General features: G+C 69.1%; 21 protein-coding genes. 6 read left to right on the plus strand and 15 right to left on the minus strand.

The window, feature by feature from the left end; genetic code table 11:
- Window positions 1-12: 12 nt before the first annotated feature.
- Window positions 13-396 (minus strand): hypothetical protein, encoded by a 384-nt coding sequence (locus tag AACX88_RS07345; RefSeq protein ID WP_339392381.1) that lies wholly within the window; start codon window positions 394-396, stop codon window positions 13-15.
- A 25-nt stretch (window positions 397-421) separates the two neighbouring features.
- On the opposite strand from AACX88_RS07345, the gene AACX88_RS07350 reads away from it, so the two are divergent.
- The 3 genes from AACX88_RS07350 (at window position 422) to mgrA (ending at window position 2,464) form a co-directional block, all read left to right on the plus strand.
- Window positions 422-988 (plus strand): CGNR zinc finger domain-containing protein, encoded by a 567-nt coding sequence (locus AACX88_RS07350; RefSeq protein WP_339392382.1) that lies wholly within the window; start codon window positions 422-424, stop codon window positions 986-988.
- Between the two features lie 72 nt (window positions 989-1,060).
- On the plus strand, window positions 1,061-1,378 hold the full coding sequence (locus AACX88_RS07355) for a 4a-hydroxytetrahydrobiopterin dehydratase (protein ID WP_339392383.1): 318 nt from the start codon (window positions 1,061-1,063) through the stop codon (window positions 1,376-1,378).
- Window positions 1,379-1,423: 45 nt separating this feature from the next.
- Window positions 1,424-2,464: an L-glyceraldehyde 3-phosphate reductase gene (mgrA, locus tag AACX88_RS07360; protein WP_339392384.1), complete on the plus strand. Its 1,041-nt coding sequence runs from the start codon at window positions 1,424-1,426 to the stop codon at window positions 2,462-2,464.
- A 16-nt stretch (window positions 2,465-2,480) separates the two neighbouring features.
- On the opposite strand, the gene AACX88_RS07365 is transcribed toward mgrA, so the two are convergent.
- The 8 genes from AACX88_RS07365 to AACX88_RS07400 form a co-directional block, all read right to left on the minus strand.
- Complete coding sequence (locus AACX88_RS07365) at window positions 2,481-4,871, minus strand: hypothetical protein (protein WP_339392385.1); 2,391 nt, start codon at window positions 4,869-4,871, stop codon at window positions 2,481-2,483.
- Window positions 4,868-6,847 (minus strand): ABC transporter ATP-binding protein, encoded by a 1,980-nt coding sequence (locus AACX88_RS07370; RefSeq protein WP_339392386.1) that lies wholly within the window; start codon window positions 6,845-6,847, stop codon window positions 4,868-4,870. The genes AACX88_RS07365 and AACX88_RS07370 overlap by 4 nt, the downstream gene beginning before the upstream one ends.
- Window positions 6,844-7,974 carry a glycosyltransferase family 4 protein gene (locus AACX88_RS07375; protein WP_339392387.1) on the minus strand — a complete coding sequence of 377 codons (1,131 nt, stop codon included), beginning with the start codon at window positions 7,972-7,974 and terminating at the stop codon, window positions 6,844-6,846. The genes AACX88_RS07370 and AACX88_RS07375 overlap by 4 nt, the downstream gene beginning before the upstream one ends.
- Window positions 7,971-9,182, minus strand: coding sequence for a glycosyltransferase (locus AACX88_RS07380; RefSeq protein WP_422614419.1), 1,212 nt, complete (start codon window positions 9,180-9,182; stop codon window positions 7,971-7,973). Before AACX88_RS07380 ends, AACX88_RS07375 begins: the two co-directional genes overlap by 4 nt.
- Before the next feature lie 46 nt (window positions 9,183-9,228).
- On the minus strand, window positions 9,229-10,467 hold the full coding sequence (locus tag AACX88_RS07385; RefSeq protein ID WP_339392389.1) for a glycosyltransferase family protein: 1,239 nt from the start codon (window positions 10,465-10,467) through the stop codon (window positions 9,229-9,231).
- 65 nt (window positions 10,468-10,532) lie between these two features.
- Complete coding sequence (locus tag AACX88_RS07390; RefSeq protein WP_339392390.1) at window positions 10,533-11,192, minus strand: response regulator transcription factor; 660 nt, start codon at window positions 11,190-11,192, stop codon at window positions 10,533-10,535.
- Entirely contained in the window at window positions 11,189-12,763 is a 1,575-nt protein-coding gene (locus AACX88_RS07395) for a sensor histidine kinase (protein ID WP_339392391.1), read from the minus strand. Before AACX88_RS07395 ends, AACX88_RS07390 begins: the two co-directional genes overlap by 4 nt.
- The gene (locus AACX88_RS07400; protein ID WP_339392392.1) at window positions 12,696-13,052 is read right to left on the minus strand and encodes a hypothetical protein; all 357 of its coding nucleotides are present in this window, start codon (window positions 13,050-13,052) and stop codon (window positions 12,696-12,698) included. The genes AACX88_RS07395 and AACX88_RS07400 overlap by 68 nt, the downstream gene beginning before the upstream one ends.
- Before the next feature lie 481 nt (window positions 13,053-13,533).
- Between AACX88_RS07400 and AACX88_RS07405 the strand changes: the two genes are divergently transcribed.
- Window positions 13,534-14,082 (plus strand): DedA family protein, encoded by a 549-nt coding sequence (locus AACX88_RS07405; protein WP_339392393.1) that lies wholly within the window; start codon window positions 13,534-13,536, stop codon window positions 14,080-14,082.
- A gap of 31 nt (window positions 14,083-14,113) precedes the next feature.
- Here AACX88_RS07405 and AACX88_RS07410 read toward each other — a convergent pair whose 3' ends face one another.
- A complete protein-coding gene (locus AACX88_RS07410) occupies window positions 14,114-15,073 on the minus strand; it encodes a hypothetical protein (protein WP_339392394.1) in 960 nt (319 codons plus the stop codon).
- A 222-nt stretch (window positions 15,074-15,295) separates the two neighbouring features.
- Between AACX88_RS07410 and AACX88_RS07415 the strand changes: the two genes are divergently transcribed.
- Window positions 15,296-15,613 carry an XRE family transcriptional regulator gene (locus AACX88_RS07415; protein WP_339392395.1) on the plus strand — a complete coding sequence of 106 codons (318 nt, stop codon included), beginning with the start codon at window positions 15,296-15,298 and terminating at the stop codon, window positions 15,611-15,613.
- A gap of 251 nt (window positions 15,614-15,864) precedes the next feature.
- Here the strand turns inward: AACX88_RS07415 and gap are convergent, their stop codons facing one another.
- The 4 genes from gap to AACX88_RS07435 form a co-directional block, all read right to left on the minus strand.
- Window positions 15,865-16,860, minus strand: coding sequence for a type I glyceraldehyde-3-phosphate dehydrogenase (gene gap / locus AACX88_RS07420; RefSeq protein ID WP_339392397.1), 996 nt, complete (start codon window positions 16,858-16,860; stop codon window positions 15,865-15,867).
- A 214-nt stretch (window positions 16,861-17,074) separates the two neighbouring features.
- Window positions 17,075-18,106 (minus strand): GlxA family transcriptional regulator, encoded by a 1,032-nt coding sequence (locus tag AACX88_RS07425; RefSeq protein WP_339392398.1) that lies wholly within the window; start codon window positions 18,104-18,106, stop codon window positions 17,075-17,077.
- Between the two features lie 31 nt (window positions 18,107-18,137).
- The gene (locus AACX88_RS07430; RefSeq protein WP_339392399.1) at window positions 18,138-20,009 is read right to left on the minus strand and encodes a serine hydrolase domain-containing protein; all 1,872 of its coding nucleotides are present in this window, start codon (window positions 20,007-20,009) and stop codon (window positions 18,138-18,140) included.
- 251 nt (window positions 20,010-20,260) lie between these two features.
- A complete protein-coding gene (locus tag AACX88_RS07435; RefSeq protein ID WP_339392400.1) occupies window positions 20,261-21,493 on the minus strand; it encodes a cation:proton antiporter in 1,233 nt (410 codons plus the stop codon).
- A 164-nt stretch (window positions 21,494-21,657) separates the two neighbouring features.
- Here AACX88_RS07435 and AACX88_RS07440 point away from each other — a divergent pair, with 164 nt between their 5' ends.
- On the plus strand, window positions 21,658-22,311 hold the full coding sequence (locus AACX88_RS07440; protein ID WP_339392401.1) for a hypothetical protein: 654 nt from the start codon (window positions 21,658-21,660) through the stop codon (window positions 22,309-22,311).
- 2 nt (window positions 22,312-22,313) lie between these two features.
- Here AACX88_RS07440 and AACX88_RS07445 read toward each other — a convergent pair whose 3' ends face one another.
- Complete coding sequence (locus AACX88_RS07445) at window positions 22,314-23,828, minus strand: outer membrane protein assembly factor BamB family protein (protein WP_339392402.1); 1,515 nt, start codon at window positions 23,826-23,828, stop codon at window positions 22,314-22,316.
- Window positions 23,829-23,844 lie beyond the last annotated feature (16 nt).

The following is a 23,844-nucleotide window of genomic DNA, read 5'->3' on the forward strand; positions in this document are numbered from 1 at the left end:
ACCGTGTGGACGTCAACCGCACGGTCGGCCGATTGCGCGACTGAGCGCATCGGCGAAGAGCGTGCGACTGAGTGCGTCGGGGACACGGGCGCTTCCGCCGAGGTGATCGACCCGCCGAGCCCCGCACCGCACGCAGCGCACGTAGACGATCGTCCCCGTCGAGATTCGGTGGCGCGATTCCGTCAGCCACCCGTGCTCACATGCGCCGCCGCCCCCATCGGCGTCGCGGCAGCCGCCCGCGGCGTCGTGGCAGCCAGCCGGATGTCCGCCCGGCGTGGGCATGTCCTCTGCGCAGGGACTTCCGGTCCGCGGGAAGCGGAGGTCCGCCTCGGTCGACGAATGCCCACTCGGCTGCGGCTCACCGTGGATGTGTTCGCGTTCTGCTCTGGTGTCCATGACTCCACCCTGGTGTAATGGTCTTATGCAACTCAACCCTTACGGCGAATATGCGGTGCTGCTCGCCGCCTCGCTCGCAGACGACTGGCCTGAGGATCGCGACGGCATCGAAGCCCGGACCAGGGAGTTCGGGATGACGATGGGGTTCACCCGCACGCCGACCGACCTCGGCGACACCCGTGCCGTCATCGACGAATGGCTGAAGATCGTCGATGCCGACACCGCCGAGCACCGCGCCGAGATGCTCAATGCGGTCATGGCACACGCCGCGACCTTCCCACGGCTGGTCGACCACGACGGCGAAGGCTGGCACCTGCACTACCGCGATGCCGACCAGTCCCTGGCCCACGTGCTGCGCGCCGTCATCTCCGTGGGCACAGCTCTGCACCTGACGACACGCGGCATGCACCGCCTCGGCAGATGCGCGGCAGGCCTGGCACCCGGCGATGACTGCGAGCACGTCGTCGTCGATGTCACGCGCGGCGGACGTCAGCGCTACTGCTCGGTCCGATGCGCCAACCGCGACGCCGTGCGCCGGCACCGGGCCAGAACCGGGCCACGGACGCAGCCGATCGCGAACCGTCCGCACTGAGCGTCGACACAGTTCGGGAGCAATCGCGGCCGAGGGGTTCCCGCGACAGACCGCGGTTCCTAGCATGGAACCATGACTGAATACACGGGACACACACTCACCGATGCCCTCGAAGCAGCTGGGCTGACCGATTGGCGTGGCGAGGACGAGACCATCGTCGCCCGATACGCCACGGGAGACTTCGCGACCGGGCTCGAATTCGTCAACCGAATCGGCGCCGCAGCCGAGGCCGCCAACCATCATCCGGACATCACCCTCACCTACCCGAGCGTCGCCATCACCCTGACCAGCCACGACACCGGTGCGGTGACCGACCGCGACCTCAAACTCGCCGCCCGCATCAGCAACTTCGCCGCCGAGGCGGACATCGCAGCCGAACAGGCCCCGTGACCTAAGCTGAAGAGAGCCACTGTTCGCCTGCCCGGGGAGACATCTGTGTACACCGCCGCGAAGAACCGCTACGACTCGATGACCTACCGTCCCGTCGGGCGATCCGGCCTCGTCCTGCCCGCACTGTCGCTGGGCATGTGGCACAACTTCGGTGACGACGTCGCCTTCCAGACTCAGCGCGACATGGTTCACCGCGCCTTCGACCTCGGCATCACTCACTTCGACCTCGCGAACAACTACGGCCCACCCGCTGGATCCGCCGAGACCAACTTCGGGCGTCTGCTCCGCGAAGACCTCCACCCCTATCGGGACGAGCTCATCATCTCGACGAAGGCCGGTTGGGCCATGCACCCCGGGCCCTACGGCGGTCCCGGCGGCAGTCGGAAGTACCTGCTCTCGAGCCTCGACGCCTCCCTCGCCCGCCTCGGCCTCGACTACGTCGACATCTTCTACTCCCACCGACCCGACGCCTCGACCCCGCTCGAGGAGACCATCGGCGCGCTCGATACCGCAGTCCGCTCCGGTCGCGCCCTCTACGCCGGAATCTCCTCGTACTCCGCGGCCGACACCGCGCGGGCCGCGCGCATCGCCCGCGACCTCGGCACTCCCCTGCTCATCCACCAGCCCTCGTACTCGATGCTCAACCGATGGATCGAAGACGACGACCTCCTCGACACGACCGCCGAGGAGGGACTCGGGGTCATCGCCTTCTCCCCTCTCGCCCAGGGTCTGCTCACCGACAAGTACCTCGGCGGAGTGCCCGAGGACTCCCGAGCAGGCAAGGCCACACCCTCGTTCAAGGATGGGTTCCTCTCCGCCGACAACCTCGAACGGATCCGCGGTCTCGGCCGGATCGCCGAGGCGCGCGGTCAGTCGCTCGCGCAGATGGCACTCGCCTGGGCGCTGCGCGACCCGCGGGTCTCCTCCCTCGTCATCGGCGCCAGCCGCATCGACCAGCTGGAGAACAATGTCGCCGCGCTCGACGCCCCGCCGTTCACCGAGGATGAGCTCGCCTCGATCGATGCCTTCGCCGTCGACTCGGGCGTCGACATCTGGGGCGACGCCCGCCGGAGCACGCAGAGCTGAGACCGCTCAGCGCTCCTCACCGCGCCGCCCGGAGGAGCGCCCCGGTCCTGCCCGCCCACTGCGGGCGGAAGGCATAGACGCAGGCCAGGCGCAGCAGGGTCGCCCGCTCGTACAGTCTCACCCTGACCGGGTCGAAGCCGTTCGCCGAGGCGGTCGCCCGGATCGCCGTGAGAACGACGTCGGCGTGGGCCGGAGACCAGATCCCCTGCTCGCGCCGCCATACGGCGTGCGCACAGAGGTTGCCGAGGTCGAGCTCCCGTTCGCCCGCACATGCCGTGTCGACGTCGAGCAGACCCGGCCCCGCCGCGGCATCCCACATCAGCTGCTTGTCGTGGAGGTCCCGGTGCACCGGCCCCCAGCTGCCCCGAGCATCCGCCGCAGAGGCGGCGATCCCGGTCGTATCGGCCCCCACCGCAGCGCCCTCGCGCAGCTCTGCGGTGACCTCGGCCAGGAACGGGTCGAGTCCGGCCGTGAGAGCGCCGAGGGGGCCGGCGGCGCGGTCGCGCCAGTCCTCGAGCACGCGTGCTTCGTCTGCGGCCGAATGCGTGGTCGCCGACGTCGGACCGTGAGAGTCGCCGGACGCAGCCGGGCCCTGCTCCGGGAACGAGCCGGCCTGTGCCCAGGCTGCCAGGCAGTCCGTCCACGCACGCTCCCAGTGCTCACCGAGGCGACCGGGGTCGTGGAGTTCGACGCCCGGCACCCGGGACAGACGCACCGTCGAGGCGTCGGCATCGAGCACCGTCGGGAGGGTGAACCCTGCGGCGAAGGCGACAGAGCGTTCCTGACCGGCGAGGATCGTCCCCGTCCGGCCTTCGCGCACGCATTTGGCGAAGGTGCCGTCGGCAAGAGCGACCACGGCACGCCGACCGGGCCGATGCGAGATGAGCCGTCCGGGCTCCGTCCCGCTGAGCAGCGGCGCGAGTCCCGGCAGCTGCGGGTCGACGCCTTCACGTAGCACCGTCACTCGCGGCGCATTCCGGTCGGAGCCGAGTGCGAGGTATCCGGCGCGAAGCCTCCCGTCGGCGACCGCCTCGAAGGCGATCCGCCCGCTCTTCTCCGGCCACGCCCGTCGCACCTGCGCGTCGACGCCGTCGACGGCGACCGTCCGGGGGATCGGAACGGCGGCCTCGGGCTCGGGGACTGCCGACCGGAGGCCGCCGCGCCCCGGAACACCGCTCAGCGCCTCCTCGGCGAGGACGAGATGCCGGTCGGTCCGCTCCTGCCAATCGGGTCGGCACGTGCGCCACGGTTCGACCGCGGTGACCAGCAGCGCCCACGCCGCCCAGGCATCATGGACCGAGGCAGCAGGTCCGCCGGACACCGATGTGCCGCCGGCGCGCGCATACCCGCTCAGGAACCCCTCCTCGAGGTTCCGGCCGTTGCCGTCATCACGGAGACGGCAGGCCGCGAGCCACCGCCCGAGGTCCATCCCCGCCGACCCGACGCCCGCCCGGTCGAGGTCGATGATCCGGATCTCACCGTCTCCGATGAGCACCTGATCCGGGCTGAGATCCCCATGGACGGGGCGCGGGCCATCGAGCATGTCCGCCGCCTCGAGTCGCTGTCCGATCCGCCGGACGAGACCGGCGAGACGGTCGTCCTCGCCGAGGAGACGCGAGAGCAGGCGCTGCGCCCCGGCGAGCATCGCCAGAGGTGAGGGGTCATGCCCTGCCGCGGGCAGCCCGGTCGGACTGTGCGCGTGGAGTTCCGCGATCACCCCGCCGACCGCCTCGGCGAGCGATCGGTCCGGGAACCGGTCGAGGTCCCCCGACCCCCACCACGGGGTGCGCACCGCTGTTGCCTGCCCGCCGAGGCGGGTGACGGGCAGAGTCGGCAGCCCCCGAGTCCGCCACCACGCCGAGGCGGTGATCATATGGTCGAAGGAATCGGCGCCGATCCGCACGAGCTCGACACCACCGCCGCCGTCCGCCGTGTCTGCTCCCGCTGCCATGACCGTGCGGCCGGGATGGCGCAGCAGCACCCTGCGCCCGGGGTTGCAGCCGACGACGGCGCACGTGTCGATGTCGATGGCCCGAGCGGCCCGCCCGATGAGCCGCCCGAGCTTCGGATCCGCGCGCACTCCCCCGCTGAGCAGGACGAAACCGCCATCGCCGACCGCGTGACGGTGGAGAGCCTCCCCGCTGCGTGCGGCACGCCGATCGAGGTTGCCCAGCTTGTCGGGATCCCGCATCACCGCCGACCACCCCCACCCGGCCAGGCCCTCGCCCCCGAGCCGCTGCCACGCGACGATCGCACTGCGGCCGGGTTTGACGCGGATCCGCACGGGGCGGACAGGGAACCCGAGGCGAGCGCTGAGCGCGGAGTCCGAACGCAGCTCGTCGACGAAGGGCACGCCGAGGCCGCGGGCGTGGCCGGGCACCGGTGGTGTGGTCTCGAGCGTCGTCATCGGTGCGCCCCTGCTTCCACGGCCGTCGATCGCCGCGGTTGCCCGCCCCTGCGGGTGACCGCGGACCGGATCCGGGCCGGGGCAGCCTCGGCGAACCGGTCGCTGCCCTGACCATCGTCCTGGTCGCGCATCCACTGGGCGAGCCGGCTCGACGGGTCGGCGGCGAGAACCTGGGGCGAACCGTCCTCGACGATCCGGCCGCCTTCGAGCCACACGACTCGGTCGAGGCCTCTGACCATTGCGACGTCGTGGGTGATGACGATGCCGGTGCGTCCCTCCGTGAGCGCCCACAGCGATTCGGTGACCTGCGCTCGGGTGCGCGGGTCGAGTCCGGTGCTCGCCTCGTCGAAGACGACGACGGGAGCGGAGCGGACGAGGGCGCGGGCGATCGCCAGCCGCTGCCGCTGACCTCCGGAGAGCGTGTCCCCGCGGTTGCCCAGCACTGTGTCGTACCCGTCGGGAAGCTCCCGGATGAACTCATCGGCGCGGGCCGCGCGGGCGGCGGCCTCCACCTCGGCGTCGGTGGCGTCGAGGCGCCCGTAGCGGATGTTCTCCCGCACGCTGGCGGCGAAGAGCACCGACTCCTGGAGGAGGACCGAGACACTGCCGCGCAGGGAGGACCGGGTGACCTTGGCGGTGTCGTAGCCGTCGAGGTAGATGTGTCCCTCTTCGGGCTGGGCCAGGCGGAGCAGGTAGCTCGTCAGGGTCGATTTGCCCGCCCCGGAGGCGCCGAGGATCCCGACCCTCTGCCCGGCGGGGATGAGGAGGTCGAGTCCGTCGAAGAGCGGGCGGCCGTGCCCGTCCTGGGACCGGATGCCGTCGAAGACGACGTCCCCACTCACCGGGCCCATCGTCAGTGCATCCGGACGGTCGGCGATCTCGATCGGCTCGTCGAGGAGATCGGCGATCCGCTCTCCCGAGGCGGTGGCGCGGGCGATGCGTCCGGTGTACTTCGCCATATCGCGCAGCGGCTTCATCGCGATCTTGAGATAGAGGAGGAAGAGGACCAGATCTCCGGGCGTCATCGCACCTCGGAGCACCTGATAGCTGCCGAAGGCGAGGACGAGCGCCTGGGAGATGCCGACGAGGACATCCGTCGAACGTTCGAGACCGGCGGCGAGGCGACGGGCGCGGACCCCGGCCCGCAGCGCGCGTTCGTTGCCGTCGGCGAAGTCGGCAGCCACCGTACGTTCGAGCCCGTAGGCCTGGACGACGCGGATCGCCCCGAGGGCTTCGGCGGCGGATCCGACGAGGCGGCCCTCTCCCTTGCGCGTCGATCGTGAGGCGGTCGTGATCTTCGGTGTCGAGAACCGTGAGAGGAGACCGTAGACGACGGCGGTGGCGAGCACGATCGCTGAGAGCACCGGGTCGAGGACGACCATGACGACGAGCAGCAGGGCGAGGGTGATGATGTTGCCGAGCAGGGGCAGTCCCGCGGTGACGGCGACCTCTTGGAGACGGCCGATATCGCCGACGAGACGCTGCGAGGTGTCGCCGATCGAGGCGCGGGAGTGGTACTTCAGCGACAGCGCCTGGATGTGGTCGAAGACCCGGGAGCGCAGCTGGGTGGCCACCCTGGCGCCGACAAGGGCGAAGCAGATCGTCGACGTGTAGTTGGCCAGTGCGCGTCCGGCGACGATGACGGCCAGCCCGATCGCCGTTGCGGCCAGTGTCGTCGCCGGCCCCGAACCGAGGCCGAAGCTCGTGCCGATGTTCGCTCCGAGCGCTGCGGTGACCGCGTCGACGGCGATCTTGATCGGCCACGGCTCGAGGATGCGGAAGACGACATCGGCCAGCAGCGCGGCGAGGCCCGCGATGATCAGCCACGTGTGCCGGCTCAGATGCGGGGTGATGATGCGCAGGGTCCGGCGCAGAGCGGTGGCGGTCGGCGGGGCGGAGGATGTCCCCGCCGGCCGACCACCGTGCCGGTCGTCGGCGGCGCGCTGAGCGGCGGTGCGCTTCGGGCGGAGCTTCATGCGGTCTCCTGGAGGACGGGGTCGAGGATGTCGCGGACGCGACGGGCCCACGAATGGTTCGCCACCGCCTGGGCGCGGGCCGTGTCTCCCATGCGGGTGCGCAGCGCAGGGTCGTCCAGCAGCGTCTGGAGCGCGGCGGTGAGGGCGCCGGTGTCATCGGGCGGGACGAGCAGCCCGGTTCCGTCGATGAGGTCGGGGAGGGCTCCGACTGCCGAGGCGACCGTGGGCAGCCCTGCGGCCATGTACTCGTAGACCTTGAGCGGTGAGAAGTAGTTCGGCCCCGACGGGTAGGGGGCCGCAGCGATGTCGAAGGCGCGCAGCCGGGCGGGAACCTCAGCGGGGGCGAGCGCACCGTGGAAGGTGACTCGGTCGCCCAGCCCGAGGTCGGCGGCGAGCTCGGCGAGGGTCTCGGCTTCGGGCCCGTGTCCGACGATGTCGAGTGCGAACGGTCCTCGCAGTCCTGCGCAGGCGCTCAGCAGTCGGTCGGTGCCGTGCCACGGTTTGAGGGTGCCGACGAAGCCGATGCGCACCGGACCGTCTCCCCCCTGTCCGGGGACGATCCGGTCGGTGTCGACGCCGTTGGGCACGACGGTCACATCGGGCAGCCCCGGGTGCTCTCTGTGCACCCAGTCCGCGACGGCGTCGCTGACGCAGACGAGGCGCCGTGCCCGACCGAAGCTGACCGCGGTGGCCGCAGCGGCATGGTCGTCGTGGACCAGACCACGGTGAGTGCGCTGTTCGTCGATGAGCGGTGCGTTGACCTCGAGGAGCAGGGGAACATCGAGACGGTCACTGATCCGCGCACCGGCCGTCGAGAACAGGGAGTATCTCTCGTAGACGAGTTCCGTCTCCGGGTGCTGCGTGGCCACCAGATCGGCGAGCGCGTCGGAGACCCGCAGCAGTTCGACCTCCCGACTGCCCCGATCGAGCCCCGCGGGAAGGTCGAGGCGCACGACGTCGAGATCGGCCAGATCGGCGGGCACCTCGGTGTCTGTGCGTGTGCAGAACACGGTGACCTCATGACCGAGGGACCGGAACGTGCGGATGACCTCCTGCACGTGGACGCTCGCGCCCTTCGTGCCGAACACCCCGATGCCGGGGTCGAGGAGGAGGTAGGCGATTCTCATGAGGCGACCTCGAGTTCTTCTGCGGGAGCGGCGATGAGTGCTGCGAGCTCCTCGGCCTGCACGCGGGAGTCGTGGAGGGCGCAGACGCGGTCACGGGCTGTGTCGGTGATCCGTCGCAGCGACTCCGGGTCGTCTGCTCGTCGGTCGACCACCTCGGCGACGGCGGCTGCGATCGCCCCCGGGTCGGTGCCGTCGACGAGCCACCCGGTCACTCCGTCGACGACGATCTCCGGCACGGCGGTCACACTTCCTGCGATGCAGGGGATGCCCGCGGCCATGCCTTCGAGGAGGACGGTGGGCAGACCGTCGACATTGCCGTCGGAGGCGGGGACGAACGGGGCGACGAGGATGTCGTGCCCGTCGACCATCGCCTGGACCTCCCGTTGGGTCAGTGCCCCGTGCATCGTCACGGCGTCGTCGAGGCCGAGTGCGGTGCTCTGCGCTCGCAGGTCCGCCTCGAGCGGGCCAGTGCCGACGAGGTCGAGGCGACAGCGCCGTCCCTGTCGAGCGAGCAGGGCGAGCGCGTCGAGCAGATGGGCGAAGCCCTTCTTCTCGACGAGTCGGCCCACGGCCAGCAGCGCCGGTGTCGTCGTCGCGGGGCGTGCGGGACGGTAGGGGAAGCGGTCGATCTCGAGGCCGTTGCGGACGACATGGATCTTCTTCGCCAGGGCCGGGCCGAGCCGAGCGGCCAGGAATGCCCTGTTGAAATCGCTGATCGCGACGATGTGGTGGGCGTCGGCGGCCTTGCGGGCGAGATCGGCGGTGACGACGCTGTCGTGGAAGATGTCCTTCGCATGCGTGGTGAACGAGTAGGGGATGCCGGTGAGCAGCGAGGCCGCTCGGGCGATCGTCGTCGACACCGACGCGAAGTGCGCATGGAGATGGGTCACGCCGTGGTCCCGGGCCAGCCGGGCGACCGCGAGGCCCTGGGCGACGTCGTCGTGGTCGAGGTCGAGCAGCTCGCCGAGGTGCTCGGCTGCCGCCTGCGCGACGACCGGGTCCGCGTTCGCCTCCTGCCACAGCTCCCAGAAGCCACGAGCGCTCGAGGGCCGCGGAACGTGGATGACCGGGGCTCTGACCCTGGCGAGCTCGGGATGGAACCGCGCGTCGGTGCAGGGACGCAGGGAGAAGATGACGATGTCCTCACCCGCCGCTTCGCGGGCGAGGATCTCGGAGACGATGAAGGTCTCGGAGAAGCGGGGATACATCTTGAGGACGTAGCCCCGCCGAGGCGGGATCGGCGTCACGGCGGTCTCAGACGGCACAGCGGGCCTCCTCGGTGAGAGTGGGATGGGGGCGGGCGGTCGTGGTCGCCAGCGGCACTGCGCTGACCTGGCCGAGCAGCTCAGCGGCGAGGCGGGGGACGGTGTGCAGGCCGCTGCGGTCGATGTGCCCTCTCGACATCGTCGACCCGACCCACCGGGCGAACCAGTCGCCGAGGGATTCGGGAGTCGCCTCGGCGAAAAGGCAGGATTCGAGGGCTCCGGCGGCGGAGAGCGCTCGGGCTCGACGAGGCTGCTCCTCCCGGTGACCGACCCGGGGAACGACGAGGGCCGGGGTCGCGGTGGCCATGACCTCGGCCATCGTGTTGTACCCGCCCATGCAGACGACGGCAGCGGCGCGGGCGATGAGTCCGGGCATGTCCGGGCAGTGCCGGACGATGTGCGCCCGTTCGGGGGCTGACCGGGTGAGGCGGTCGACCTCGGCGGACTGCATCTGCGGGCCGACGACGACGATGTGCCGGTGGCCGTCGGGCGGCGCGGCGAGGATGGCGCGTTCGGCCAGGGCCGCTCCGTCCGATCCGCCGCCGAGGCAGGTCAGGACGAACGGTTCTGCCGCGCTGAGGACCGGATCGGCGAAGGATGCGACCTTCTCCCGCTGGGTGAGGCTGAGGTAGCCGGTGGTTCTGGCCAGGCGGGCGAGTTCGGTGGGCACTTCGCCGGTGGTGCGCGGGTCGTAGACCTCCGGATCGCCGTAGATCCACACTTCGTCGAACGCCGAGGCGACCGCGCCGGGACCGCCGACACGTGCCCATTCCGAGGCGATGACAGCGGGGTCGTCGAGCACTTCCCTGAGGCCGAGCACCGTGCGGGTCCCGTGGGTGCGGGCCCGGCCGAGCGCCTCGGTCAGCTCGCCGTCGATGCCGAAAGGATGCCGGTCGACGATGAAGAGGTCGGGCTGCTGCTGTTCGAGGACCGCTGTGATGGCCGCCGATCGCAGGCTCTTGAGTCCCTCCATCGTCGAGGCGAGCGCGCGCGGGGCGTAGCCGCCGGCCGATGGTGTCACGCCCGGGAGGATCACCCAGTCCCAGCCGCCGGGCAGGTCGAAGCGGGCGGCCTCGGGGCTGCCGGCGATGAGGAGTCCGCTCACCGAGCGTCCCGTGAGTTCCGGCAGCTGAGCGGCCAGCGCGAAGGCGAGCGCACGGTTCCGGCGGATATGGCCCAGGCCCAGGGAGTCATGGGAGAAGAGCGCGATTCTCAGGTTCTCTGTCATACCCTTCAGCGTGGTCGCGAAGACTAAGGTCGCGATGAGACGAGGATGAGAGACCTCTCATCAGGTCAGTCGACGCGATAGCCGAACCCTCGGACCGTGGTGACGAAGTCGCTTCCGAGCTTGCGCCGCAGGTAGCCGACGTAGACGTCGACGACGTTGGAGCCCGGGTCGAAGTCGAATCCCCACACGTGGGAGAGCAGCTGTTCTCTCGAGAGGACGTTGCCGCGGTTCTTCAGCAGGATCTCGGCCAACGAGAGCTCCCTGGCCGAGAGGTCCACGGCACGGTCCCTGACCCAGACCTGGCGACCGAGGAGGTCGATGCGCACATCACCGCGCGTCAGTTCGGTCGTGGGGACCTCCTGCACGGTCTCCTTGAGCCGCAGCCGGATGCGGGCGAGCAGTTCACCGAAGCGGAACGGCTTGATCATGTAGTCCACGGCCCCGGATTCGAGGGCGTAGATCGTGTCCTCGGCGTTGTCCCGCGCGGTGAGGACGAGGACGGGAAGCGTCGGGCGCTGTTCGCGCAGCTGTGCGAGGACGCGAAAGCCGTCGAGGCCGGGCAGTCCGATGTCGAGGACGAGGAGGTCGAACTCGCCTGTCACCGCCAGGTCACGGCCGGTGATGCCGTCCGCGGCGATCTCTGCTGCGAATCCGGCGGCACCGAGGCCCTTGGCGATGAACGAGGAGATCCGGTCTTCGTCCTCGACGACGAGAATTCTCTTCACGGGTGTCCTTTCGGCAGGATCAGACGGAACCGGGCACCCTCCTCGGTGGGGTCGAGGACGATGGTGCCGCCGTGGGCGTGGGCGATGGCGCCGACGATGGACAGACCGAGCCCGAAGCCATCGCCCTCCGAGGTTCCGCGGGTGAAGCGGTCGAAGATGTCCGCGGCGATCTCCGGGGGCACCCCTTCACCGTCGTCGCGCACCCAGAGGTGAACGTGCGTCGCGTCCTCCTCGGCGCCGAAGGTGATCGTGCCGGCGTCGTCGGTGTGGTCGACGGCGTTCGCCGCCAGCTGGAGGAGCGCCTGGGTGAGTCGCTGACGGTCGGCGCGCAGCTCGAGGTGGGCGGGAACCTCGATCTGCCACTGCCGGTCTGCCAGTCCTGTCGCCTTGGCGAGGACATCGTCGAGAAGGCTCGGAACATCGACCGTCTCCGGGCGGACGAAATCGGGCCGGCGGGACCGGGCGAGCACGAGGAGCTCTTCGACGAGTCGGGCCATCCTGTCGGTCTCGTCGAGGAGGAGCGCCCGAGTCTCGTCGACATCGTCGACATCGGCGGCGTTCATGGTCTCGAGGTGACCGCTGAGGATCGTCAGGGGCGTCCGCAGTTCGTGACCCACATCGTCGAGGAACTGCCGTTGGGCCGCGAACGAGGATTCGAGGCGGTCGAGCATCGCGTTGAAGGTGCGACCGAGTTCGGCGATGTCGTCGTTGCCGCGGGTTTCGAGCCGATTGCTCAGATCGCCGCCGGAGATCGACTGTGCGGTCTGCCTGAGCTCTGTCACCGGGGAGAGCAGACGTCGGGCGAGGACGGAGGAGATGCCGGAGATGATCAGCGTCGCCAAGAGGGCGACGACGACGTAGAGCTGCATGACCTGTGTGAGGTCGGCCCGACTGGCGGTGGCGTTGGTGACGATGACGAACGACCCGCGTGCGCTCTCCGGGTCGACACCGCCGCTTCCGGCCGAGCCGCCTGCAGGCGCTCCCGCTGACGTGGGCGCGGCCGATGGGGCAGGGGGCGAAGCGGATGAGGTGCTGGTCGCCTCGCTGCTCGAGGTGACGCTTGCGACGGGGAGGACAAAGCCCACGTACTCGCTGCCGTCGACGCGCAGCGAGAATTCCCCTCCTTGGTCCGATTCCGCAGCGACCGCCCGTTCGAGGGGCTGCGAGCCGCGCACGAGTGCGCTCGGTTCGCCCTGGTAGAGGACCCGTCCGTCGCTGAGGAACGCGAAGAGGGCTTCGTGGGCATCCGGCTGGTTCTGGGCGAGGAACTGACCGAGGATGTGGTCGATGGAGACGAAGGGTCGACCGGTCTCGGGGTCGACGCCGGTCTGGGCGAATGCCCGCATCTCCCCGATCTCCTGTGACATCGAGGACGAGATGCGATTGGACACGTTGTTCGACTCCACCGAGTAGAGGACCAGTCCGACGATCGTGAGAGTGAGGACCGAGAGCACGGAGACCGCGATGGTCAGACGGTTCTCGACGGTGAGCCTGATGCGACGATCAGTCGTCGTCATCGACATCTCCGTCATCGTCGTCGTCATCGTCGTCGCCTGAGTCGTCTGCGTCATCGTCGTCGGGCACTTCTCGCGGCGGGTTCGGGGCCGGTTCGTAGCTGTGCTGGAGTTCGCCCTGTCCCTGCGATGACGCATCGCCGGAGGCCGACGCGCCTCCTCCAGGTGAGCGTCCGTCACCTGAGCCGCCGGCGTCGGCATCGGCGGGGTCTTCTTCTGCGCTTCCGCCCGGATCAGTCGGGGTGGGAGAAACGTGGACCGGGGTGAGGTCGGGTGTCTGCGATTGGGCGGTGCCGCGGACGATGACGAAGGCCAATCCGGCGAGAACAACGACCAGCCCGGTCACCGCCGCGCTGAGAAACTTCGAGTGTCGCCCCACACTGTCCACCCTGCCCAAGGGGGGTCGGCTTTGTCGAGTCGTCGGCGATGAGAGTCTTCTTAAGCAGACTCCGGGCTGTCGTGCGATACTGTGAACGCCCACCGTCGACGCAGTCGCAGGAGATGCCATCAGCGAGGAACGCCGCCACGACGAGTCCATCCGCCGCGACGAGTCCTCCGCTGAGACCGGCGGCTCTTCCGTCGAGGACCGCGACGCTCAGGCGGCCACCCCCGACGCCTCTTCCGAATCAGCCGGGACCACCGCCTCGGCGGGCGAGGAGCCGGACGGCACCGGTGAGGAGTCCGGAGAGAAGCCGGCCGCCGAGGAGAACCCCTGGGCAGCGATCAAACCGTGGCAGGGCAAGGCCGCTCCGCTCGACAAACTCCTCCTCTTCATCATCATCGGCGTCCCGGTCATCTATCTCGCGCTGCTGCCGGTGCGACCGTGGATGCTCGTCAACGCGCCGGTGCTCCAGGAATTCATCAACGGCGCGAAGACGGCGATCGTTGCGGCCGGTGCCTATGCCCGCGTCGGCGAGATTCCGCTGTGGCTGGTCATCCTCGCCGGGTTCATCGGCATGGTGAAACTCGATTGGGCGTTCTGGCTCGCGGGACGACGCTGGGCCGACGGGGTGCTGCGCCTCTTCGCCCAGGATGAGCGTCAGCTTCGCCGCATCGATCGGCTCAAGCGCATCCCCAAGTGGGCACTCTTCCTCATGACGCTCATCGCCCCGTGCCCCGGTGTGCCCCAGCCGCTCGTCTACATCGTCGCCGGGTGGACGGGTATGCGTCTGAGGCTCTTCCTTGCCGCGAACTTCCTCGGCAGCATGCTCTTCACCCTGCTCTGGGCGCTGCTGGGCTATCAGCTCGGCAGGGCCGCCGTCGACGTCCTCAAGGTCATCGACAAATACTCGCTGTGGGTGACGATCGCCCTCATCGTCGGAGTCTTCGTCTTCGCCTTCGTCAAGGAGAACCGGAAGGCGAAGCAGAAGGGCTGAGGTCAGGTGATCGCCCCTCGCTGTCGACGGCTCACCCCGCACTGATGGCGAGGCCGCTCCACGCTTCGGTGTCCTGCCTGCGACGTGGCGGCCGGATGCGTCCGTGAGCCAGCTGCCAGACGAGTCGCCCGAGCTCATCGACGCGCATTCCGAGGACATCGGCGGTCTCGCTGATGAGGCGGCGGGCGTCGTCTGCCTCCATCGGGTGATCGCCGAATCCCGGGCCGCTGAAGTCCCACCGACCGTTTGCCGGCGACCAGTCTCCACCGGGGCCGGCCCACTCATCTCCGAGACCCGCCCCCTCCTCGACGACCGCCTCGCCGACCTCCTCGTCGGACGGCTCCGTATCGACCGCCTCGGCGAAGCGGCTCTCATATTCAGCGGTACCGGGGTGGTCGTCGTCACCGGGACCCACCTCGGCGAAAGGAGGGAGGAACTCGCAGGTGATGTCCGTGAGAAACCGTCGGACCCGAAGATCCGGTTCGAAATGAGCGGATCCGGCAAGGGCGAGGAGGTGGAAGAACGTCACCTTCGAACTCTGGCTCGGCAGGGTCGTCCACCCGCTGAGCACCTCGTTATCCTCGGGGTTCGCCTCGACTGCCGAGAGCAGATCGGGAACCGTTTCGATGTCGAGATCGGCCATGAGCCTCGTCGCCTGATCGATGACTGCGGCCTTGAGCGGCGCGCCCGCCTGCGTGCTGGCCGGTTTGAGATTGTGGGCCACCGTCTCCGCCCATGCTCTCTCCCCGCCGACCGAGGCGATCGAATACCGCAGGGACTTCGCGCCGTCGGCATTCCCATGTCTGGCGATGTAGCGGTCGACGATGTTCCCAACCGCGGTCGGATGCGACCCGGTGGAGTAGATCGCGTCGATGATGCACAGCGCAAGACTCAGCGGGTAGCCGATCGGGCCGCGCGGGCCCGCCTCGGTGTCGGTGACGTCTCGGCAGCGATTCGCCAGACGTCGAACGCTCTCTGTCGTGATCTCCATTGATCTGACCTTCCATCAGGCACCGCGCGATGCGGTGCGGCTGCTCGGGCCCCAGCGGCCGCGAGATTGACGAACAGCGTAACCATCGGCACTGACACGACATCATCGGCGCGGAATAGAACAGGAATTTCGTCTGGTAGCTCCAGCAACGGAAGACTGCCGCCCCAGGTCAGCCGACACCCCGCCTTGGCAGGCACGATGGCCATCTGGCAGGGTTAGGACATGAGCAGCGAAGAGATCATCATCGACGGCCCCTTGGCCCGTGCCGCCCGCATCCTCACCCAGGTGTCCCTCAAGGACGTCGCCGTGCAGGCCGAGATCGACAAGGCAGCCCTCAAGGACTACGAGAAGTGCCGCGACGACCTCACCGCGGAGCAGGAACGTCGCCTCGTCCTCGCCCTCGAACACTACGGCGCCCGGTTCGTCCCCGATGACAGCGACGGCGGCTACGGAGTCCGCCTGAAGTTCAACCGCCTCAAGGTCCGCGCCGTCGAGCGCTGGGAGAACGAAGGCGGCACGACCGGAGCCGACGACGTGTGAGGCTCCGGCACCAGGCTGAGCAGGCCGCTGCACCGAGGCTGCAAGCGCCCGTCTGAGCCTATGGGCCCGTCACACCGAGCATGCGGGCCGCCGCACCGAAGCCGGCATGCGCACGATCACAGCAGTGTGGGGCGCCCCTCGATTCGAGGAGCGCCCCACACGGCATTCAGTGCGCGGTCAGCGGCTGAGCTGGCGCGGTTGTCTACGCAACCGGTCCGCGCAGATACTCCGCACGGAAACCGGCGGACCGCTCAGCTGCGGCCGATGAGCTCGAGGTTGTCGACGACGCGGTTGGAGAAGCCCCACTCGTTGTCATACCACGCGACGACCTTGATGTTGCGGCCGTCGACGCGGGTGAGCTCGGCGTCGAAGATCGAGGAGGCGGGCTGACCGACGATGTCGGAGGAGACCACCGGCTCCTCCTCGTAGTCGAGGACGCCCTTGAGCGGACCGTCCGCGGCCGCACGGTAGGCGGCGAGCACCTCGTCGCGGGTGACGTCCTTCGACACCGTCGTGTTGAGTTCGACGATCGAACCGACCGGCACCGGCACGCGCATCGCATCGCCGCTGAGCTTGCCGTCGAGGCTCGGCAACACGAGGCCGATGGCCTTCGCCGCACCGGTCGAGGTGGGGATGATGTTCGCGGCGGCGGCACGGGCTCGGCGGGGATCCTTGTGCGGTCCGTCGACGATGTTCTGGTCGCCGGTGTAGGCGTGGACGGTCGTCATGAACCCGTGTTCGATGCCGGCGAGGTCGTCGAGGACCTTCGCGAGCGGCGCGAGCGCATTCGTCGTGCACGAGGCATTGGAGATGATCGTCGCATCGGGGGTGTACGCCTCGGTGTTGACACCGTAGGCCAGGGTGACGTCGGCACCCTTCGAGGGGGCGCTGACGAGGACCTTCTTGGCACCGGCCTCGATGTGCGCGCGGGCCTTGTCGGCCTTGGTGAAACGGCCGGTGGCCTCGAGGACGACGTCGATGTCGAGGTCGCCCCACGGCAGCTGAGTGGGATCCTTCTCAGCGAAGACGCGGATCGAATGTCCGTTGACGACGAGGCTGTCGCCGGAGGCCTCGACAGTCCCCGGGAATCGTCCCAGCGTGGTGTCGAACTTGAGCAGACGGGCAAGCTCCTCGAGGTCACCGAGGTCGTTGATCGCGACGACGTCGATCTCACTGTTGCGCTCGCTCAGTGCGCGCAGGGTGGCGCGACCGATGCGACCGAATCCGTTGATGGCGATGCGGGTCAATGTCTCTCCTTGGGAGGTCTGATAACCGGTACATCACCATGATCTCGAGTTCGGAGCATCGGCAACAGTGGCCAGCACGACAGTCTGCGAAAGGTTCTTGCCAGTCTTATTGCCAGAGAGCGCAAGTTTCCGGCCACAAGGTCGATTGCGCGGAGATCGCCCACCGGGTGGCGTGCCCCGGACTCCCGAGAACCGACTCGCGCCAGCCCTCGGCTCATCCGGAGAACGAGTGGCGATACTCGTTCGGGGAGATCGAGAGGATGCGCTGGAAGTGCATCCGCAGATTCGCCCCCGTGCCGAGTCCGACCTGGTCAGCGATCTGCTCGATCCCCAGGTCGCTGTTCTCCAACAACTCTCGGGCCAGGTCGACGCGGGCGCGCAGCACCCACTGCATGGGCGTGTACCCGGTGTCCTCGACGAACCGTCGTGAGAACGTCCGCACCGACACCCCCGCATTGGCCGCGAGCTGCGCGAGCGTGAGCTCCTCCCCGATGTGCTGCAGCGCCCACTGCCGGGTGTCGGCGAAGACGTCGCCCAGGGGTTCGGGCACACTGCGCGGCACATACTGCGCCTGACCGGCGCTGCGATAGGCGGCGGCGACGAGCCGCCGGGCCACCTGATTGGACAGCCCGACCCCGTGATCGCTGCGGATGAGATGGAGGCAGAGGTCGATCGCCGAGGCGGCGCCCGCCGAGGTGAGCAGCTGCCCTTCGTCGATGAACAGGACGTTCTCGTCGACGTCGATCGTCGGATACCGCCGGGCCAGCGCCTGCGCCGTCGACCAGTGCGTCGTCGCCCGCCGACCCGACAGCAGCCCCGTGCGGGCAAGGACGAAGGTGCCGGTCGACAGAGCTGCGATCCGCGCTCCCCGCTCGAAGGCTGTGAGGAGGGCACCGATGACGGCTGCCTGAGGTTCCCCGTCGACCGCCGAGGCGGCACCGGGGATGAGGATCGTATCGGCCTCGGCCAGGGCGTCGAGGCCCCGGTCGAGTGCGTATGCCAGACCATCGGAGCCGGTGACCGTTCCGGCCTCGACGCCGCAGACGACGACCGAGTACGGCCAGGCGGTCGCGGTCGTCGCCGACCCGCTCACCTGCCCGGTGACGCTGTTCGACTCGGCCCCGAAGACCTGGACCGGGACGCCGAGGTCCATCGCTGAGACCCCGTCGAGCGCGAGCACGGCGATGCGGTGCGGTTCGCGGCGTGCACTGCGCCGAGGCTGGGGCAGGAGATCGTCGGCTGTCATCGTGCCTCAAGTCTAGGCAGTGAGAGCCCGCTCAGTATGCGTAGCCGCCGGGGATGACGCCGGGCACGGCGGCGACTGCGCCTCCGCTGCCACCCGCAGTGATTCCCGCGCCTCCGCTTCCGGCGACGAGCCCCGCCGGTGCCGGGGCCCCTGCCCCCGCCGCACCGGGAGCAGCCGCAGTACCGCTGGGAACATCACTGCCGGGTACCGCAGTGCCCACGGCCGCGGGAAGCCCGGCGCGCGCCTCGGCGACACCCGTCAGCGGACCCGGGGCCACTGCCTTCTCGGGCACGGCGGACGGCGTGGGAGGGACCGCCTCGACGGGAACAGCCTCGGTGATGGCTTCGAACATGGCCAGGGTCCCGTGCTGGGCGGCCAGGGACACCGGCTCGGGATCGGAGGAGAGCTTGACGCCGACGGTCTGGGTGGCCCGGTCGACGTAGAGCATCTGGCCGTGGATGCCGATGCCGATGACGACGTCGCGGTTGGCCGAGGGCACCCAGAACTGGCTGCGGTACATCCCGCCCGGGTACGACTGTCCTGACGGGGAGTCGGCGAAGACCTGGGCCGAGTCAGGACCGCCTGCGAAGATGTCATCGATCCACGCCTGCGAGACCACCCGGGTCCCGTCCGCGTTGACGCCTCCCCGGGCGATCATCTCGCCGAAGCGCCCGAGGTCGCGCAGCGTCGTGCTGATCGCGCCGTCGGCGATCGACCCGCCCCACCGGTCCTGGCAGACCTGCGCGGCATGGGCGGCACCGATCCGCGACCACACGAACTCGCTGGCCACGACGGCGAAGGGACGGCCGACGACGTTCTCGCAGATCCATGCGAGGACGTCGGTCTCACAGCTGCGGTAGACGAAGGAGCTGCCGTGGTCGCGGACCTTCGTGAGCTTCGTGAGGAAGTCCTTGATCCCATGCGCCGAGGTGGGGGTCCGGGGCGCGAAATCGACGGCTTCGAAGAGGCTGCGGATCTCCGAGCCCTTCGTCAGGTATTCCTCGGAGAACTTCACCCCCGAACGCATGTCGAGGAGGTCCCGGACGGTGGCGCCGGCGTATCCGCTCTCGGAGAGCGCGGGGATGTGGGTGGTGACGAGGTCGTCGACGCTGAGCATCCCCGCATCGGCGAGGGCGCCGACGACGATCGAGACGATCGACTTGCTCACGGAGAAGAGCATGTGCCGGCGCGCGGGCTTCATCGGCCACGCGTACTCCTCGGCGATGGCCACGCCGCCGCGGGTGACGAGCCAGGCGTCGGTGTAGGTGTTCTCGAGCACGTCGCCGATCGTCGCCCAGCCCTCATCGTCGGCCGCGGCCCACTTCTTCGCGTCGATCTTCAGGGGTCGGAAGTCGTTGTCCTGGGAGACGTATTCGCTCACGGAGCCGATGCCGCGCGGAATCCCGGCGCTGGGGAAGATCTCCTCCATCCGGGTGAGCGCGAACGCGAAGTACTCCGGCCACTTCCACGAATCGAGGTCGATGCTCTCGAGGATCGCCTCGGAGGGGTCGACGATCGCGTCTTCGCTCGCAGAGGTGAGCTCCCCGACGTGCGGCAGCGGCCGCCTGCCGTTGCCGCCGGGTCCGTTCGCGCCCGGCCCGTTCGTGTCGGTGTCGTCGGTCGGATCCTCGCCGAGGCGGTCCTTACCGGAGGAATCGCGATCCCTGCGACTGCCGCCGTTGCCCTGGCTGCCGCGTCCGCGGCGACGATCGGTGCCGGCGTCGTGCCCGGTATCTTGCCCGGGGTCCGTCGATTCGGGGCTGTCAGCGGCTGTCTTGTCGTCGCCGTCGATGCCCTTCGTGTTGCCCGACAGCGCCCCGATGCGTCGGGTGGCGGGGTTACGAGTCAGGCTGTGGAGCACCTTCTTCATATCCGCCATCTCTGCCTCCGTCTGTCGTCTCATGCACCGTTGAGCCTACCTCTCGGACATGTGCGACAACAGTCACCGGACCATCGAATCGCGGTAACCGCTGAGTCACGCTCTGAGACTCAGGTCTGCCACCAGGCACAACGCTCACCCACGTTACCCATCAGTTATTTAACTTACAACCATCCGATACGAAGAGTTCAGCTCCGGGCCGCAGTCGGTTCGTCGAGCCGATTCGTCGAGGCGGTTCATCGAGGGGGTCCGCCGAGGCGGTTCACCGCGGAAGTTCACCGCTGTCCGTCCACCGCGGGCCCCGCCTCGGCGGGATCTGTCCCCGTCGTGGGCGCTGTCGCCTGAAGGAGCGCGGCGAGCGCCGGGAGGATGAGCACCGTGCAGGCCCCTGCGAGGACGAGGAGGGAGCCGACCTCGGCGGTGATCAGCTCGGAGCTCTCGGCCAGGGAGGTCACGGCGACGATGATCGGCAGTCCGGTGGCCCCGTAGAGGCCGATCTGCGTCTGCTGGCGCAGTCCCGTGACGCCCGGGGTGATGTGGAGGAACCGTTCGCCGAGGACGAGCGGGAGTCCGCGCAGGAGGACGATCGCGGCGAAGAATCCGAGGAGCATGAGCGGCGCCTCGGCGACGGCGGCCACGGCGATGCCCATGCCCGAGTAGACGAAGAAGACGGGGATGAAGAAGGAGAACCCCAAGGTCTGCAAGCCGGTCTCGAGACGATCGGTCGCCTCGGCGGGGGCGATCCTGCGCACGAGCATGCCCGCGATGAACGCCCCGAGGACGACGTCGAGGTCGAGGACGGCGGAGAGGAACATCAGGCTGATGAGGACGAGCATGATGACCCGCAGCACGAGCTGCGAGGTGCCGCTGGCGCCGTCGATGAGGGCGCGGCGCAGGGCGGGGATGCGGCTGCCGAGGTGGAGGGGCAGGACGACGGTGAGGACCATGATGATGACGAAGGCGACGAGGACGAGGGCGTTGAGGGAGAAGTCGCGGCCGGTCAGCAGCAGGGCCATGGCGAGCACGGGACCGAGTTCGCCGACGGCGCCGTGGACCATCGTGCCCGCGCCCACGGGAGTTCGCAGCACGCCGGCGTTGCTGAGGATCGGCAGGAGCGTGCCGAGCGCGGTCGAGGTCAGGGCGATGCCGACGGCCGCCCAGCCGAAGAAGCCGATCTCACCGGCGAAGACGGCGGTGAAGACGACGGCGAGGGCGAAGCTGACCGCCCATACCAGCCAGGCGAGCCGGCCTTGGCGGGAGCGCATCGCCTGCGGGTCGATCTCGAAGCCGGCGAGGAGGAAGAGGAGGCCGAGTCCGATCTCGGAGAGCAGGCCGAGGCTTTCGCTCGGCGCGGCGAGGCCGAGGACCGACGGACCGATGAGGAGCCCACCGAGGAGGAGCCACACGGTGTCGGGCACCCAGCCGCGGGAGGCTCTGGCCAGCAGCGGGGACACGCACACGACGAGGACCATGAGAACCAGTGGCGCGAACTCCTCTGCCGTGTCCATAGACGACAGAGTACAAGGCCTGAGGCCGGTTCGGTCTGTCACGCGGGTGCGCAGTTCCGCTAATCTCGGGGCAGAGGGCTCTTCGCCGAGGCGCGGACCATGAGTACGGCACCCGGTCCCGTCCGTGCGGAGGCAGTCGATGACGATCCGAGGAGCGACACGCGATGCCGGTGACACAGCTCGACCCCGACCGCAGCACCGACTGCCTCACGATCGCCTGGCTGCTGCCTGCGACCGCCGATGCCGTGTGGGCGCACCTGCAGAACGTCGATTCGATCAGTGAGTGGCTGGGGCGTCCGCTCGTCTTCGACACCCGCCTCGGCGGGGAGATCATCATCGACCATGCCGACAGCTACCTCTGCCGCTCCGAGGTGCTCGCGATCGGCGGGAAGGGTGCGGACGGGGACCAGGTTGACGGGGATCGTCCTGCTCAGGAACGTGCCGGCCAGGATGGCGCGGACGGGGACCGGGTTGGCGGGGCTGCCGTCGAGCACAGTGCGGAACTGAGCTGGTCGTTTCCCGACGAACCGACGAGCCGCATCGCCGTCGCCGTCTCGACCACCGACCATCTCGAGGGCCGCGGTCTCGACGCGGTCCCGGAGCAGAACGCCACCGCACCGGCCGCGGAGAGTCAACCCACGGCGATGCTCATCCTGCGCCACCGGGGACTCGGTGACCTCATCGACTCGTACGCGACCGGTTGGCTTGCACACCTCAGCTATTTAGAGGCCTCACTCGCAGGCACGCCGCTGCCGCAGTCCCAGTTCTGGCCGCTGTGCGCGACGTTCGACCGGCTCGTCGAGGACCGGCGGAACTAGGGTCACCGGTCGACGACGGCCCACATCGTCGTCGAATCCTCATCGGAGACGAGGACGAAGCGTCGCCCAGAGGACAGAGCGGCGAACTCGGATTCCTTCCGCTCGCTCACGGTCTTCCCTGTCGCCGAGTCGTAGAAGCGCGTCCACCCCGCATCGGTGACGACGACGAGCCCGAGCTCCGGGATCACTCCCTGTCCGCCCCATGGCATTCCGAACTGTCCGTCGTCCTCCGACTCCACCTCGCCGACGGTTCGCGGATCCCCTGCCGACCACACGGTCACACCGGTCCGCGCATCGAGTGCGTCGACACCGGATTCGAGCCCGGGCACGATGAGGAGCGGGCCCTCGGGTCCGTCGACCGGTGCGGTCTGCGGGGCACCGGGGAAGCCGATCGAGTCGAAGGCCGCCTCGGGGGCATCGGCCTCCCACGCCTTCAGTCCGCCGTACGTTCCCTGGTACTTGATCGCCGAGGCGTAGAGCTGGGGCTGCACGCACGTCGCCTCGCCCTTCGGGGTGAACTGGAGGTCGACGGTGCATACCGGGTCGAAGGTGTCTGTCATCGTCGCCTCCGCCGTAGTGTCGGCGATCGCCATGACCGGGCTCGATGCCGGCGACGGCCCGGCCGGGAGGTCGAGGACCGCCGCACGGGTCACCGCTGAGCTCATCGGGTCGTCGGGATCGTCGGTGCCGTAGACGTAGAGGGCGGAGTCCGCCTCGGTGGTGGGCATGACGTCGTAGTAGTCGAACTCGGTGTCGTCGACCGAACGCGCCTGCTCGAGGGAGATCGTCGAGTGCTTCCCGGAGCCCAGGTCGATCCGGGTGAGCGCCGAGTCTCCGTCGTCCTCCCATGAGAGGTAGCCGGTCGACCGGTCGGGTGAGATGTTCACCCGCGCACCGCCGAAGGTCCGCGATTTCGGCCCGACCGACAGTGCCGGCCACGCTTCCTTCCCGGTTTTCGGGTCGAGAGCGACGACGGTGAGATTGCCGTTCGCCGAGGTGGGCTGACATCCCGGTTCCTCGATCGCCCCGTAGTAGCTGAGGAGGATGAGTTCGCCGTCGCCGAGGATGGGGTCGGTTCCCGTCGTCTGCGGTCCGAAGCCTTCGGGCATATGGCAGGACTCGCTGCCGCCGGGCAGGGTGTACGCCCATCGTTCCGTGCCATCGGCCCACGAGTAGGCCGCGGTCTTTCCCGAGTAGTCGTGGATGACCACGGTGTCGCCGACCGAGTAGGCCTCCGCTCCCCCGCGTTCGTCGTCGACGCGCGTGGGCATGCTCCACAGTTCGGTTCCCTTCGCATCGATCGCGCGAACCTTCTGGGCGTTCCAGTCCGTGACGAGGGCGCGGCCGACTCCGTCGTCGACGATGATCGAGGAGAGGTAGTCGAGGTCGATCGGGTCGCTGAGCACCGGCTTCGTCGTCGGTGTCGGGCTCGGCTGGCTCGCAGGCGATCCCGAACTGCAACCGGCGAGGGTGAGCAGCAGCGCGGCGGTGAGCGCCGCGACCGAGCGCAGCCTCATGGCAGAAATCTCGTGG

Source organism: Brevibacterium metallidurans (genome assembly GCF_037101285.1).
Classification (GTDB): Bacteria; Actinomycetota; Actinomycetes; order Actinomycetales; family Brevibacteriaceae; genus Brevibacterium; species Brevibacterium metallidurans.

Coding starts and splice junctions, on each gene's coding strand:
- AACX88_RS07345 (WP_339392381.1), bottom strand. CDS start 396: ATGGACACCAGAGCAGAACGCGAACACATCCACGGTGAGCCGCAGCCG.
- AACX88_RS07350 (WP_339392382.1), top strand. CDS start 422: ATGCAACTCAACCCTTACGGCGAATATGCGGTGCTGCTCGCCGCCTCG.
- AACX88_RS07355 (WP_339392383.1), top strand. CDS start 1,061: ATGACTGAATACACGGGACACACACTCACCGATGCCCTCGAAGCAGCT.
- AACX88_RS07365 (WP_339392385.1), bottom strand. CDS start 4,871: ATGACGACGCTCGAGACCACACCACCGGTGCCCGGCCACGCCCGCGGC.
- AACX88_RS07370 (WP_339392386.1), bottom strand. CDS start 6,847: ATGAAGCTCCGCCCGAAGCGCACCGCCGCTCAGCGCGCCGCCGACGAC.
- AACX88_RS07375 (WP_339392387.1), bottom strand. CDS start 7,974: ATGAGAATCGCCTACCTCCTCCTCGACCCCGGCATCGGGGTGTTCGGC.
- AACX88_RS07380 (WP_422614419.1), bottom strand. CDS start 9,182: ATGTATCCCCGCTTCTCCGAGACCTTCATCGTCTCCGAGATCCTCGCC.
- AACX88_RS07385 (WP_339392389.1), bottom strand. CDS start 10,467: ATGACAGAGAACCTGAGAATCGCGCTCTTCTCCCATGACTCCCTGGGC.
- AACX88_RS07395 (WP_339392391.1), bottom strand. CDS start 12,763: ATGACGCAGACGACTCAGGCGACGACGATGACGACGACGATGACGGAG.
- AACX88_RS07405 (WP_339392393.1), top strand. CDS start 13,534: ATGCTCGTCAACGCGCCGGTGCTCCAGGAATTCATCAACGGCGCGAAG.
- AACX88_RS07410 (WP_339392394.1), bottom strand. CDS start 15,073: ATGGAGATCACGACAGAGAGCGTTCGACGTCTGGCGAATCGCTGCCGA.
- AACX88_RS07415 (WP_339392395.1), top strand. CDS start 15,296: ATGAGCAGCGAAGAGATCATCATCGACGGCCCCTTGGCCCGTGCCGCC.
- AACX88_RS07425 (WP_339392398.1), bottom strand. CDS start 18,106: ATGACAGCCGACGATCTCCTGCCCCAGCCTCGGCGCAGTGCACGCCGC.
- AACX88_RS07430 (WP_339392399.1), bottom strand. CDS start 20,009: ATGAGACGACAGACGGAGGCAGAGATGGCGGATATGAAGAAGGTGCTC.
- AACX88_RS07435 (WP_339392400.1), bottom strand. CDS start 21,493: ATGGACACGGCAGAGGAGTTCGCGCCACTGGTTCTCATGGTCCTCGTC.
- AACX88_RS07440 (WP_339392401.1), top strand. CDS start 21,658: ATGCCGGTGACACAGCTCGACCCCGACCGCAGCACCGACTGCCTCACG.
- AACX88_RS07445 (WP_339392402.1), bottom strand. CDS start 23,828: ATGAGGCTGCGCTCGGTCGCGGCGCTCACCGCCGCGCTGCTGCTCACC.